Genomic DNA, 12697 nt, shown 5'->3' with positions numbered 1-12697 from the left:
CCACAAACCGAGATACTACAAGCATTATAGATACTGCGTGGGGAGTGTGTGTGTTAAGTAACCCAAAAAAATAATTCACCTCGTAAGCAAAAAAACGAGGTACACCAAATGTCTGCACGCAAACCCAATTCCAGCTTGAGTCAGAAAGCGATCGCGTTATTACTGATTGTGAAGCTCATGCTTGTTGGTATCCAAGCTGACAACCGCATCCAACAGGGAGACGCACCAATAGAAGTTTTGATTTGGCTAATTAACCAGTGCGTACCTGTATTGCAACAAGCTGGCAAGCTGGAGGATAAACAAAAGTAGTTGTGTGGATTGTGGAAGTGTGCCAACAAAGTTGAAGTTGCCACTTCCCCAAAGTCTCTCCACAAATTGCTATTATGTAAGTACATCACGTATGTACATCATGAGCAACTCCTACAAAATTCGTAGCACTAAAATTGGTAACAGTGCGGGATTTCGATTGCCAGCAGAGTTTTACCGCGAATATCCCCAGTTTGCGAATGCTTCCGGTTGGATAGAAGTATTGTCTCCCGACACCGCGATCGTCAAAATTATTCCCGAATCTATTGATGAAGAGGAGGAGGACGATTCGCTAATGATGCGGCTATTTCTCGACTTTGCCACGACGGAAGCATTAAAAAATAATAGCTTGCAACCTTACACGATCGAAATGTCTGAGGCTGCAAATAAATTAATTGAGGGTGTGGAATTAGAGGACGAATTGCTAGAAGATGGCTAATTTTGTCAGTAATGGTTGGGAGATTTATTTTCATCCACAACTATTTGGAAGTCAGTATCAAGAATTGTTCGATCGTGTTTCCAAATTAAAGGAAAAGCTACCAAATAGTGAGTTTAAAACCCATGCAAGGGTGAAGTTATTCGCTGCTATTACTGTTGCCGTTGAAACCAAAATTACTTCCGATCCTTTTGCGAGCTACTTTGCTTTGACAGGAGCATTAAAACGCTACGGAAGAGTCAAGAAAATGGGTTTACTGGAGAGATATCGGTTATTTTTCCGAGCATTTGATACCCCAGAATTAAAATTATTTTAGTCCCAAGTCACACACCTTGGGTAATGGCAAAATTACAGGAAAAATTACCAGAAACTTTAATTAGGGAGCAAGCAGTTTCACGAGCAACTTTAGCAGATGCGATCGCGGATGCATTCGATCCACCCAAAGAGTTTGCCAAATATCGGCAATGTTGGGGAGCAAAGCAAGCACAGGGTATGTTTGCAAGGATGACGCAAGAGAACGCAAAAGTGAGTCAAACAGTGCGCGAACGCATGATGGAAGATTTGCAGAAGCTTTATCCGAAGAGTATCGAATCGGGACAGTACGAATGGTCTAAAAAAAATAAAACTGACCTAGAAAAAGCGATTCAAAAGGAATTATTGCGCTTTCGTGGAGGTTCTACACTACAAGCTGCGGTTTGGGATAGTCAGGGGAGTGGTAGTAATTTTTACACTTATGATTTGCTGAGATTGTTACCCCATGCATTGGTGGAAGTGTGTGATCGCGCTACGTTTTTGGATGCTGCGGGTAAATCGGGACGAGGTGAGGAGGAGTTTCCCGAAGAATTTATTCAGGTTTATTTACGAGTTCAAAAATGGGTAGATGAGCGCATTGATATTAAATTGCAGTGCAATCGTAGCAGTGGTGAGTTGAAGATTGGGGAGCTTTGTTTAGTAGATAAGGTAAATATAATTGGACATCCTCAAGCAGATGTAATTAGTTGTTTACGAAATAAGAAATTACTAGCTTTTCTAGTACCAGTTAATAAAAATAAACAAAGTAGTCATTGGGAAGTTAGTCGCGCTCTCAATCTCAGCCCTTTATTTGGTTTATATCGTTTGATTGATGCTAGCGAACAAGCTTATGGCTGTGGATTTAATCAAGATGCTTTACTTTTGGAAGCGTTGAAATGGCATCTCAAAAAGTTTACAAATACTCGATTTGAATCAAGTATTTTTTAATTGATGGCTTTTTACTCCCCTTAATCCCCCCTTATCAAGGGGATAAACGAGAAAATCTAGTTCCCTCACCTTTGCAAGGGGAGGGTTAGGGTGGGGTAAAGAATTACGAATTACGAATTGATTAAATTATGTCTACATTACTTCAAACATTACTCATCGAAACACTACCAGAAGATACAGACCCGATTTTATGTTTGTATATCGAGAAATTATTACCAGCGTTGGAACGGGAATTTGGCTTAATTTCGGCATTGGGTGGCTCCTATGAAGCTCATTTACAAATGTTATCTCAACTTGGCGATAAATATGCCCAAGAAAAAGCTCAAAGGTTCTCAAATTTTGCCGATCAAAGCTTATTAGTTCACGTTCTCAATGGTTTATTAACAGCTTGGAATATTAGTAAATATCTCGCAGAACCTCTTGCCGATGTGGAAAAGTATTTACTATGTTTGGGATTAACACTGCACGATTATAATAAATATTGCAACGGACAGGGAGAGGAAACACCCAAGAATTGGGAAGTTGAAGAAATCATCAATGTTTGTCGTGAATTGGGGGAAAAGCTCGAATTTGAACTATTTTGGCAGGAATGGCGAGATTATTTACCAGAAATTGCCTATTTAGCTCAAAATACCCAAGGTAAAACCAGTACCAATCTTTATCCCGCGAACTGGTCTAAAATGAAAACAGGCGATCGCCGTCGTTTGGAAAATCCCCTGCGTCGTTTGTTAGCTTTTGGTGATATCGCGGTACATTTTTGCGATCCAGCAGATACGGATACCCAAACTGGAGGGGATAGACTGCGCGAGCAATTACGTTTTTTGAGTATTAATAAACAACTTGTCTACCATCGTTTGCGAGACACTGTAGGAATTCTCAGCAATGGTATTCATAATGCCACAATTCAATTTGCAAAAGCACTCGATTGGGAACCAATTTTATTTTTTGCTCAAGGTGCAATTTATTTAGCTCCAACCGATACGAATACACCAGATATTTCCGATTTACAAGCATATATTTGGGAACAAGTTAGTGGTGCGTTAGCAAGTCGAATGATGGGGGGAGATATTGGTTTTAAGCGTGACGGGAAAGGATTAAAAGTTGCACCGCAGACTTTAGAATTATTTTCTCCAGCCGAATTAATTCCTAAATTACCGCGAGTTATTGACGTAAAAGTTACTAACATCAAAAACCCTGCAACTCCTAAACGTTTAGAAAAGCTAGATTTAAGCGAGTCCGAACGGGAATTTTTAAACCAAGGTGCAGATATTCGCGCTGATAGAATTGCTGAATTTATTTTTCTCACGCAAAAGGAATTTTTTAGTAATTCGACGGAATATATCAATTGGATGCTGAGTACTCTCAAAATCCAAGACAAAATATCTCCTGAACAAACTCAATTGCAAGCAGGAGGTGTAAATTATGGTTGGTATCATGCAGCAGCATATTATGTGGCAAGTAATGCGACGCTCCAACCGGAAGATATATCCGAAAAAATGGAAACATGGGCAGAGAATTTAACAATTTGGGCAAGGAAAAATAATTTACTTCCTCAGCATTCCAGTCCCATTCGAGATATTTTCTATGATTACTTAAGTCAATATTTAGAAGTGAAGGGATGGAATAGTCATAATACTTCCTTTGAAGCTGAATTTGCTGCTTATACCAATGCCAAAACCAAACTAGCAAAACAACCTATTTGTTCCTTAAGTTCCCCTGGATTTCCTTCAGAAGACCAAATGGATTCGGTGGTTTTATTTAAACCTCAACAATATAGTAATAAAAATGCCTTGGGAGGTAGACAAATTAAACGGGGTATATCTAAAATTTATGCTTTAGAAATGCTCTTAAGACAGGCTTTTTGGTCAGTTCCAGCCGGAAAACTCGAAGAACAACAGCCAGTGTTTTTATATATTTTTCCTGCCTATGTTTATTCTCCCCAAACAGCGAATGCTATTAAATTATTAGTGAATAATATGAAGCAGGTAAACCTGTGGGATGTGCGTAAGCAATGGTTAGGGAATGGGATGAAATTGAACGCTTTACAAACAGTTAACTGGTTAAATGAAGAAGTAGAATTAGGACGTTTTCAGAAAGATAAATATGAAAAAGATAACTTGCATTTTATGGCAATGAATTACACAACAACCAGAGGTAAAACCCTCACTGATGCATGGGTAAAGCCAGCTTTTTTAGCGTTATCATTACCAATTTTATTAGGGGTAAAAGTCATTGCTACTAGTAGCTCGGTTCCTCTATACAACTCCGACAGTGACTTTAAAGAATCGGTAATTCTCGATGCTCCAGCATCATTTTGGAATTTACTTGGTATCTCTAATTCCTTACGAATTCAAGATTTTGAACGAGCTATGCAGCGATTATTAATTGCCTACAGTTTGCATTTAGATACTCGTAGTTCCCCACCCGATTCTAAATGGCGAGATTTAATTAAAACAGTACGGGAGGTGACAACTAATGTACTCAATATTTTCAGTATGGCAACGGCAAAACTACGAGAGGACAAACGAGAACCTAGTAATGAGGAAATCTACCGTTATTGGGAATATGCAAATAAATGGATTGAACAAGATAAATCACATGGCGATCGCGGAGCTTATATCATGGAACTAATCGAAAAAATTGTCAGACAATATCGTGTATTCTACCAAGCAAATCTCAGTGAATCCAGCCACACAATTTTACTGCCAATATCGAAAGCTTTGGAAATAATTTTATCAGTACCACAACAAATAGATGGGGATAATTTGATATTGCAAGCATCGGGACAAATTAAAGATGCAATCCAACGTCAAGAAGTTTACAAGCGTCCTTTGATTATGGATAAAACTGTAGATTTTGCCATCCGCGAAGAAAAAGAATTAATGGCAATCCATGAATTTGTAACAACTTGTGTGCGGGAATTATTTATGAGACTTTATAAAGGCGATCGCGCATTATTACAAGAGAATCGTAACCGCATCAAATCCGGTGCAGAATTTGCCTATCGCTGGTTAGCTTTGCAGGAAAAATCAGCCAAATCATCCGCACAAAAGGACACATAGAAAGATATATAAATTTCCATCTCTGCATCACTAAATCTACAATCAACTCAACAAAACTATGACTATTCTCTCAACCTTAAAACCCGAATTCCAAACCTCATTCCCTCGTCTCGCATCGGGTAAATATATCCACTTTATTATGCTGCGTCACAGTCAATCTTTTCCCGTATTCCAAACCGATGGAATTTTAAATACAGCTAGAACCCAAGCAGGTTTGGGAAATACCGATGCAAGCAAAAAACAAATCAGTCGTTTAGTCATGTTCAAGCGCAAACAAACCACCCCCGAACGACTTGCAGGAAGGGAATTATTACGCGGTTTAAATCTTACTAGTGCTGATGCATCGGTAAAAGATAAATATTGCGAATATAATGGTGAAAATTCCTGTAAAAAATGCCCCGATTGTATTATCTATGGGTTTGCGATCGGTGATAGTGGTTCAGAACGTTCTAAAGTTTATTCCGATTCGGCTTTTTCCCTGAGTGCTTACGAAGAATCCCACCGTAGTTTCACTTTTAATGCACCCTTTGAAGGGGGAACTATGAGCGAAGCAGGGGAAATGCGGAGCAGCATTAACGAATTAGATCATGTAATTCCAGAAGTGACATTTCCGACGGTGGAAACTTTACGCGATTCTACCTATGAAGGGTTTTTGTATGTATTAGGAAATTTGCTACGAACCAAAAGATATGGCGCTCAAGAATCCCGTACCGGAACAATGCGAAATTATCTTGGTGGAATTGTCCTATGTGATGGCGAAATATTCAGCAATTTACATTTTACCCAAGCTCTTTATGATGCATTAAAAGGGGATGTGGATACCCCGGTGGCAGATATTTTACAGCAGGTGGAAACAGTGTCAAATAATTTGTTGAGTGCAGAACCAGTACGGAAAAATAAATTAATTTTTGGTGCAGAATTAGAAGATTTAATTGGTGAAGTCAATCAATTATTTCAAGATGAAACCCGTTTGCAGGAAACCATGGCTACACTCTACGGACAAACAAAAGCCTATGCAGAGTCATTTGGTGCGTTGAAAAAGAAAGGTAAGTAAATATTATCATAGCGGGCAAGATGCCCGCAAACAAATACATCACGAATATTTTTCAACTAGCAAGATGTTTATACGATCAACTCATTTACTATGGCACTGTATCACTGTATTTTGACATTACATGATAATGTCTTTTTCGCCACGCGAGAGATGGGAATTCTCTATGAAACGGAAAAATATTTACATAATTGGGGACTAAGTTTTGCTTTATTTTCGGTTGATTATATTCCCCAACCCTATCGTCTTCAAGGTGAATTGGCTCAAAAACCAACCTATTTAGATAATAAAGCCGAGCGTAATCTTTTGCACTTAAACCAAGCTGAAATTTATGTATTTCCGGCTCACCCAATTCATTGGTCTTACCAAATTAATACCTTTAAATCTGCCCAAGTTGCTTACTATGGTAAATCTAAACAATTTGGTGATAAAGGTGCAGAAAAAAATTATCCGATTAATTACGGTAGAGCCAAAGAATTAGCAGTTGGCAGTCAATACCGTACCTATATTATCGCTCCCGATGATATCAAAATACCCCATTGGATTCGATTAGGTAAATGGGCTGCAAAAATCAAAGTTGAAACTATCAAAATTCCCGACAATCTCCTAAAAAACAAATCGGGAAATTATATTTGTTCCCATCCCTTAAACCCCTTAGATTTAGCCAGCAATACCCGCATTCTTCTTTATAATCGAATTGTCATGCCTCCCGCTAGTTTAATTAGTCAAGCTCAATTAAATGGTGAGTATTTATTTACTAACAAAAAGGATGATAAACAGAAACAAGATTGGGAAACATTTCAATCCCAATTAAATCCAGGAGAATACGAACAAATCCCCGAACAAATTCATCTACCCCAAGGAGCATTTTATGGAGCCGGAAACCTCGCAGCTACAGCATGAATTATCCGATAATATCACCAATTCATATACAAACAAATCCACCACCCTACATTCAATTGTCGTCGAGTTAGCAGCAGCAGAAAATGGAGAAATACCACCCACTCTGTCCCGTGCTTTACACGCACTAGTTTTACATTGGATAGCGATCGCAAATCCCGCGATCGCGGAATCAATCCACAATGCTCAAAATTCACCAATTACAATTTCCAACCTACTGGGAAACCGTCGTCGCGAAGGAACCCGAATTGGCGATTATTTCTACTTTCGGATTAGCTTATTAGATGGTAGTTTAATCGAACCCTTAATGCGAGGATTTGAACAGTCTGAAACTCAAGCCATAGCACTCGCTGATTTTCGCTTTGTATTGCGGAATTTATATGCATTACCGGGAACCCATCAACTCGCAGGAGCAGCAGATTATTCGCTATTATCCAACCCACCCCAGGTTTTACATGACATCGAATTAAACTTTTTATCTCCCACCAGTTTCAAACAAAATCAAAACATCCAAACCTTCCCCTTACCCGAATTAGTATTTAATTCCCTGCAACGACGCTGGAATATTTTCGCACCCACACAATACCACCTACCTAATTGTGAATGGAATGGGACAGTTTCTGCCTACGAACTCAAAACCTATGCACTGAAAATGGAAGGTGGTGCAGAAGTGGGAGCGCAAGGTTGGGTACGCTACCGATTTAATGACAATGAAACCGCACGTTTTGCCACAATTTTGGCTAATTTCGCCTTTTTTGCCGGAGTTGGTCGAAAAACCGCCATGGGAATGGGACAAACACAGTTATGTTTGGGGATGAGGGAGATGAGGGAGATGAGGGGGACAAAGGGGAGGGGGGAGGAAAGGGGGACAAAGGGGAGGGGGGAGAAAAGGGGGACAAGGGGGAAATAAAACACCAATTAATAAGGTTCGGTTAAGGATTTTTCGTGGTGAATATCGCGTTTCTGCCAAGTTTTTGATTTATCGAATTGTCTTATCTAAACCGCGATCGCAAATCGTAACGCACCGTAAATATCTCCAATCCAAAATCTAAAATAGCTATGAGCGAGCAATTTTATCTACCCCTAGCTTATTTAAATGCTTGGGAATATTGTCCACGTCGCTTTTTTCTGGAATACGAATTAGGGGAAAATGCTGACAACGAACATATTATTATTGGTCGTCATTTACACCGCAATATCGATGACGAAGGTAAATACATCGAAGGAGAAAAAACCATTTACCGCCATCAGTAGATTCGGTGCGTATTTATGTCTTGGATGCAGGTTCGGTGCGAAAGACGATTACCTACGGCTCGGAAAAACCCCGGCAGGAAGATACAATTATTTTATGATGGTTTAATCTTTCGCTGGTTTCGCTGTAGCTGTGGTGGTGTTATTATCAAGTCAGCAGTTTTTCTGCCATGGGAAAGCACGGTCAAAAACCCCAGCCCCCCGGCAAAAGCCCAGAACCTTGATAATTGAATAGTTTTAGCGTTTTCTGTTTTGAGCGATCGCTCTTTGTCAATAGCTGAAATGGAGTTTTGATTCTCCCCCGGCATTTTTGCTGCTGTGAGTCTTTCTGTGACAACCTTCTGGCTGTTGGACTTTCTAATAAATGAAACCCGTTCGCGGGATTGAAACACTTAGGATTACATCTCTACATGATTGCGGACAATGCTTTCTAATAAATGAAACCCGTTCGCGGGATTGAAACAAACCATTATCAGTGTCCCCATCATACGGGGCAGCTTTCTAATAAATGAAACCCGTTCGCGGGATTGAAACCCCCATTGCGGCAGATTCTATCATCACGGGTTATCTTTCTAATAAATGAAACCCGTTCGCGGGATTGAAACCAATTTATCTGTCTATAGGTTAGATGACTATAAAACTTTCTAATAAATGAAACCCGTTCGCGGGATTGAAACTCAGCTAAAAAATCCGTCGCAACTGCGGATAATACTTTCTAATAAATGAAACCCGTTCGCGGGATTGAAACAATTCACGTCCGACATAGGTTTTATCGTAGGCGATACGCTTTCTAATAAATGAAACCCGTTCGCGGGATTGAAACGTTCAGCTGGGTCAAGTAACAGACCAGATGTTGCCTTTCTAATAAATGAAACCCGTTCGCGGGATTGAAACTATTTCCCATCTCTTCCCACCCAAGGCTTAATTCTTCTAACTTTCTAATAAATGAAACCCGTTCGCGGGATTGAAACATTCTGTTGATGCCCATTCTTGCCAGTTCACCGACTTTCTAATAAATGAAACCCGTTCGCGGGATTGAAACATCTTCTACAGACCACAAGATAACACCATGGAGCCTGGCTTTCTAATAAATGAAACCCGTTCGCGGGATTGAAACGCCCATGGATTTTGCTGAATAATATTATTGTCCAGCTTTCAAATTAATGAAACCCGTTCGCGGGATTGAAACTACATTGTTCCGTTGATATCTTCGCTTATTCCTGCTTTCTAATAAATGAAACCCGTTATTTCTTCTGTTAGCTGCTCGATTGAACGCATAACTTTCTGGCAGAATATTAAACTCTAGGGGTATTGTAACAAAAACCTGAATTTCTCAAGAACAGCGATCGCTACTGTTAATGTATAAGCCGTTTAGAGCTACAGTTGCTGTTCATCTAATTGCGGAATGCACAAGATTTTAGAAAATTTTAACCCTATGATAAGCTTCCCCACTTAGCCAGAGAGGATATCAAACTGATTTCGCATCCTGTTCGAGTAACATAAGTAGCTTACGCAGCATTGGGATGGATAGTTGCACTTCATCAGCTGTGAATTGAGATAACATCTGTTTCTCTTTCTCAAACAAAATAGGCATCACAGTATCCGCAAGCTGTATTCCTTTGGGGGTCAGTTGCACCATGACACTGCGCCGATCCTCTGCATCACGGACACGCATGACTATGCCATCTTGTTCTAGGCGGTCAATCCGGTTTGTCATTGCGCCAGAAGACAGCATAAGCAAACTATAGAGTTCAGTCGGTTTCAATCGAAAAGGTTGTCCCTGTCGTCGCAGTGTGGCTAACACATCAAATGACCACACGTTCAAGCCATACTCAACAAGTACACTTTCTCGGTGCTTTTCCAGAAGACGGGCAATTCGCAGTACCCGCCCAGTTATGCTTACTGCTGAGGTATCCAGCTGTGGCAATTCCTGTTGCCATTCCTCAAGAATGATGTCAATTCGATCTTTGTTCATATTGCTATTTTATCTTGACATCGAGATTCTTGACTTTTATCTTTATCTTAAGTATCTTGATATCAAGATATATTTACAAGCATCCTCTATCCTCCCCACAAAACAACAGCCATGACACCCATACGTCTAGTTCTCCGGGGGTCTGTCCCTAATGGTCAAAGCTACTTGTATGTTCTACTAGCATTGCTGAACGGTGCTATCTTGCCAATTCAAAGCAATCTCAATGCTCAATTAGCGCGATCGCTCAATTCTGTACCCCTAGCCGCAGATATCTCTTACCTTGTCGGCTCAATTGCGTTGATTAGCTTGTTATACACAGGTTGGTTTGGTCATCCAGATTGGTCTGCTTTAGCCAAAGCTCCCCGATGGAGTCTAATGGGTGGTTTATTTGGAGTTTGGTATATTACCTCCAGTGCTTATTTCACCTCTATTTTGGGGACTACCTTGACTCAGGGGTTAATTATTTGTGGACAAGCGATCGCTGGCTTAGTGACTGACCATTTTGGCTGGTTGGGAGTCAACCGCCGTCGTCTGACAGCTAATCGTCGCCTGGTGATGGGACTGTTAGTTGTGGCAATTTTTTTGCTTTCGTTACCAACCTAATACTTTTGAGTATCATTTTATGGAAATCTTCTTGGCATTGCTTGGTGCTGGCTCGGCTGGTGGCTTCTCAACAATTAGCGCAGCTGTCAATGCTCAATTAAAAACAATACTCCGCTCCCCAATAGCCGCAGCAACAATTAATTTCGTAGTTGGGTTTAGTATCCTTACATTGCTCCTAGCATTAGGTATTTTCCCACTCTACAAGCTTGACTTACTTTTTATTACTCCTTGGTGGGCATTTTTAGGCGGCTTGCTAGGTGCAATCTTCGTAACCTTAAGTAGTTTAATAGTTCCTAAATTGGGTTTAACTACCACTACTTTAGTTGTTGTCTTTAGCCAGATGTTTATGTCACTGGTAATTGATCAGTTGGGATGGTTCGGTGCTATTAAATATCCAATTACCACACCCAAGATATTAGGAATAGCCACATTAGTAGTAGCGATTGCAATTAATCAATTGGACAAAAACTATTCTGCTCAAAACTACAAGTAGTGCCTTAAATAAGGTTGAAAAATGGGATTTTTCTAAATCAGTTACTCACAATGAAATTCCACAATCACACAGGAATATCGTTTATCCCTCTATTCCCTTACATCGAAAATTGCAATAAAAAATATGGAATGGCTTAATGAACCTCCTAATTGGTCGCATTCTCATCAGCGAATCATTGTTACAACAGCCCCAAAAACCGATTTTTGGCGTAGGACTCACTATGGTTTTATTCGTGATAGTGGACATTTCTACTTTGACCGAATAAGTACAGATTTTGTGGTCGATGTCAAGATAAAAGGAAACTATAAAGACTTATACGACCAAGCAGGAATTATGATTCGTGCTGACGAGAAACATTGGATTAAAACTGGGATTGAATATGTAGATGGAGTACAAAATATCAGTGCTGTTGTCACTCACAACTATTCAGATTGGTCATTCACTCCTCTGCTAAATCCTCCTAACATTTTTCAGCTAAGAGTTGAGCGATGCCAAGAGGCAATTCATATTGCTTATTTAGATGAATATGACCGCTATGTTCCATTTAGAATGGCTTATTTCCCAGTCGAGCAAGATATTCAAGTTGGAATTATGTGTGCATCACCACAAGGAAATGGGTATGAGATAATTTTTGATGATTATAAATTAACTAAAAAAAGTGATAAATCATGATGAATATTGAATATTTAGCTGATTCTATCCTCCGAAAGCAATCAGAATTGTCAGTAGATAGAGGTTTTTTAGTTGCTATTAGTGGTATTGATGGTTCTGGCAAAGGTTATATTACTGAAAAACTAATAACTGCTCTCAATGAGCAAAATATTAATGCTATCTCCATTAACTTAGATGCTTGGCATAAGCTACCAAATGAGCGATTTAATTCTGAGCATCCAGCAGAGCATTTTTACCACCATGCTTTTCATTTTGATGCTCTATTTCAGCAATTGCTCCTGCCGTTAAAAAGTCAGCGTATGATTAATTTAACAACGGTTTTAACAGGAATTTCAGGTATACCGCAAACCTATCATTATCAATTTCAAAACGTGGATGTAATCGTTATTGAAGGAATATTTTTACTGAAGCGATCGCTGCTACATTTCTATGATTTTAAGATTTGGATTGACTGTTCATTTGAAACTGCTTTGGAAAGAGCAATCCAGCGAAACCAAGAAGGCATTTCATTAGAACAGATAATTGAGGATTACCAAAAAATTTATTTTCCTGCCCAGAAGGCTCATTTGGCAATTGACAATCCCAAATCAAGTACAGACATGATTTATATTAATGATGCCAAGTTGTTTTAATTTGCCATTTTTCATGAGCCATTCATATTTAAATTACTGTGATTTTGAACAACATTAAGAAATTTAGTAATTAATTT

General features: G+C 39.5%; 15 protein-coding genes and 1 CRISPR repeat array. Of the genes, 13 read left to right on the top strand and 2 right to left on the bottom strand.

What is annotated here, in order from left to right:
* The first annotated feature begins 108 nt into the window (after positions 1-108).
* The 9 genes from IJ00_RS09900 (at position 109) to IJ00_RS09860 (ending at position 8248) form a co-directional block, all read left to right on the top strand.
* Positions 109-309 carry a hypothetical protein gene (locus tag IJ00_RS09900; RefSeq protein ID WP_035152553.1) on the top strand — a complete coding sequence of 67 codons (201 nt, stop codon included), beginning with the start codon at positions 109-111 and terminating at the stop codon, positions 307-309.
* A gap of 100 nt (positions 310-409) precedes the next feature.
* The gene (locus IJ00_RS09895; protein WP_035152551.1) at positions 410-745 is read left to right on the top strand and encodes a hypothetical protein; all 336 of its coding nucleotides are present in this window, start codon (positions 410-412) and stop codon (positions 743-745) included.
* Positions 738-1058, top strand: a complete 321-nt coding sequence (locus IJ00_RS09890) for a type II toxin-antitoxin system YhaV family toxin (RefSeq protein ID WP_082127303.1) — start codon at positions 738-740, stop codon at positions 1056-1058. The genes IJ00_RS09895 and IJ00_RS09890 overlap by 8 nt, the downstream gene beginning before the upstream one ends.
* A 23-nt stretch (positions 1059-1081) precedes the next feature.
* Positions 1082-1981, top strand: a complete 900-nt coding sequence (locus IJ00_RS09885; RefSeq protein ID WP_201782682.1) for a hypothetical protein — start codon at positions 1082-1084, stop codon at positions 1979-1981.
* 128 nt (positions 1982-2109) lie between these two features.
* Positions 2110-5043, top strand: coding sequence for a type I-D CRISPR-associated protein Cas10d/Csc3 (gene cas10d / locus IJ00_RS09880; RefSeq protein ID WP_035152549.1), 2934 nt, complete (start codon positions 2110-2112; stop codon positions 5041-5043).
* A gap of 58 nt (positions 5044-5101) precedes the next feature.
* Positions 5102-6097: a type I-D CRISPR-associated protein Cas7/Csc2 gene (gene cas7d / locus IJ00_RS09875; protein WP_035152546.1), complete on the top strand. Its 996-nt coding sequence runs from the start codon at positions 5102-5104 to the stop codon at positions 6095-6097.
* A gap of 90 nt (positions 6098-6187) precedes the next feature.
* Positions 6188-6997, top strand: a complete 810-nt coding sequence (cas5d, locus tag IJ00_RS09870; protein WP_035152545.1) for a type I-D CRISPR-associated protein Cas5/Csc1 — start codon at positions 6188-6190, stop codon at positions 6995-6997.
* Entirely contained in the window at positions 6966-7904 is a 939-nt protein-coding gene (gene cas6, locus IJ00_RS09865; RefSeq protein ID WP_082127302.1) for a CRISPR-associated endoribonuclease Cas6, read from the top strand. The genes cas5d and cas6 overlap by 32 nt, the downstream gene beginning before the upstream one ends.
* Before the next feature lie 149 nt (positions 7905-8053).
* A complete protein-coding gene (locus IJ00_RS09860; RefSeq protein WP_035158799.1) occupies positions 8054-8248 on the top strand; it encodes a hypothetical protein in 195 nt (64 codons plus the stop codon).
* A 92-nt stretch (positions 8249-8340) separates the two neighbouring features.
* Here the strand turns inward: IJ00_RS09860 and IJ00_RS09850 are convergent, their stop codons facing one another.
* Both IJ00_RS09850 and IJ00_RS09845 read right to left on the bottom strand, forming a co-directional pair.
* On the bottom strand, positions 8341-8553 hold the full coding sequence (locus IJ00_RS09850; protein WP_035152543.1) for a hypothetical protein: 213 nt from the start codon (positions 8551-8553) through the stop codon (positions 8341-8343).
* Positions 8554-8598: 45 nt separating this feature from the next.
* Positions 8599-9434: direct repeats of the CRISPR family, unit length 37 nt; unit sequence CTTTCTAATAAATGAAACCCGTTCGCGGGATTGAAAC.
* A gap of 279 nt (positions 9435-9713) precedes the next feature.
* Entirely contained in the window at positions 9714-10172 is a 459-nt protein-coding gene (locus IJ00_RS09845) for a MarR family winged helix-turn-helix transcriptional regulator (RefSeq protein WP_238178486.1), read from the bottom strand.
* A gap of 159 nt (positions 10173-10331) precedes the next feature.
* Here IJ00_RS09845 and IJ00_RS09840 point away from each other — a divergent pair, with 159 nt between their 5' ends.
* The 4 genes from IJ00_RS09840 to IJ00_RS09825 all read left to right on the top strand — a co-directional run bounded on the left by IJ00_RS09840 (position 10332) and on the right by IJ00_RS09825 (position 12620).
* Complete coding sequence (locus IJ00_RS09840) at positions 10332-10823, top strand: DMT family transporter (RefSeq protein ID WP_035152537.1); 492 nt, start codon at positions 10332-10334, stop codon at positions 10821-10823.
* 19 nt (positions 10824-10842) lie between these two features.
* On the top strand, positions 10843-11316 hold the full coding sequence (locus IJ00_RS09835) for a DMT family transporter (RefSeq protein ID WP_035152535.1): 474 nt from the start codon (positions 10843-10845) through the stop codon (positions 11314-11316).
* A 123-nt stretch (positions 11317-11439) separates the two neighbouring features.
* Positions 11440-11988: a DUF1349 domain-containing protein gene (locus IJ00_RS09830; RefSeq protein ID WP_035152532.1), complete on the top strand. Its 549-nt coding sequence runs from the start codon at positions 11440-11442 to the stop codon at positions 11986-11988.
* Positions 11985-12620 carry a uridine kinase gene (locus IJ00_RS09825; protein ID WP_052754437.1) on the top strand — a complete coding sequence of 212 codons (636 nt, stop codon included), beginning with the start codon at positions 11985-11987 and terminating at the stop codon, positions 12618-12620. Before IJ00_RS09830 ends, IJ00_RS09825 begins: the two co-directional genes overlap by 4 nt.
* The last annotated feature ends 77 nt before the right edge of the window (positions 12621-12697 follow it).

The organism is Calothrix sp. 336/3, assembly GCF_000734895.2.
Classification (GTDB): domain Bacteria; phylum Cyanobacteriota; class Cyanobacteriia; order Cyanobacteriales; family Nostocaceae; genus 336-3.
Note: the sequence above shows the minus strand (reverse complement) of the source record. Positions and strands in the feature narration are given on the sequence as shown.

What these genes read in the sequence shown, in the direction of transcription:
- IJ00_RS09900 (WP_035152553.1), top strand. Translation starts at nt 109, where the DNA reads ATGTCTGCACGCAAACCCAATTCCAGCTTGAGTCAGAAAGCGATCGCG.
- IJ00_RS09895 (WP_035152551.1), top strand. Translation starts at nt 410, where the DNA reads ATGAGCAACTCCTACAAAATTCGTAGCACTAAAATTGGTAACAGTGCG.
- IJ00_RS09890 (WP_082127303.1), top strand. Translation starts at nt 738, where the DNA reads ATGGCTAATTTTGTCAGTAATGGTTGGGAGATTTATTTTCATCCACAA.
- IJ00_RS09885 (WP_201782682.1), top strand. Translation starts at nt 1,082, where the DNA reads ATGGCAAAATTACAGGAAAAATTACCAGAAACTTTAATTAGGGAGCAA.
- cas10d (WP_035152549.1), top strand. Translation starts at nt 2,110, where the DNA reads ATGTCTACATTACTTCAAACATTACTCATCGAAACACTACCAGAAGAT.
- cas7d (WP_035152546.1), top strand. Translation starts at nt 5,102, where the DNA reads ATGACTATTCTCTCAACCTTAAAACCCGAATTCCAAACCTCATTCCCT.
- cas5d (WP_035152545.1), top strand. Translation starts at nt 6,188, where the DNA reads ATGGCACTGTATCACTGTATTTTGACATTACATGATAATGTCTTTTTC.
- cas6 (WP_082127302.1), top strand. Translation starts at nt 6,966, where the DNA reads ATGGAGCCGGAAACCTCGCAGCTACAGCATGAATTATCCGATAATATC.
- IJ00_RS09860 (WP_035158799.1), top strand. Translation starts at nt 8,054, where the DNA reads ATGAGCGAGCAATTTTATCTACCCCTAGCTTATTTAAATGCTTGGGAA.
- IJ00_RS09850 (WP_035152543.1), bottom strand. Translation starts at nt 8,553, where the DNA reads ATGCCGGGGGAGAATCAAAACTCCATTTCAGCTATTGACAAAGAGCGA.
- IJ00_RS09840 (WP_035152537.1), top strand. Translation starts at nt 10,332, where the DNA reads ATGACACCCATACGTCTAGTTCTCCGGGGGTCTGTCCCTAATGGTCAA.
- IJ00_RS09835 (WP_035152535.1), top strand. Translation starts at nt 10,843, where the DNA reads ATGGAAATCTTCTTGGCATTGCTTGGTGCTGGCTCGGCTGGTGGCTTC.
- IJ00_RS09830 (WP_035152532.1), top strand. Translation starts at nt 11,440, where the DNA reads ATGGAATGGCTTAATGAACCTCCTAATTGGTCGCATTCTCATCAGCGA.
- IJ00_RS09825 (WP_052754437.1), top strand. Translation starts at nt 11,985, where the DNA reads ATGATGAATATTGAATATTTAGCTGATTCTATCCTCCGAAAGCAATCA.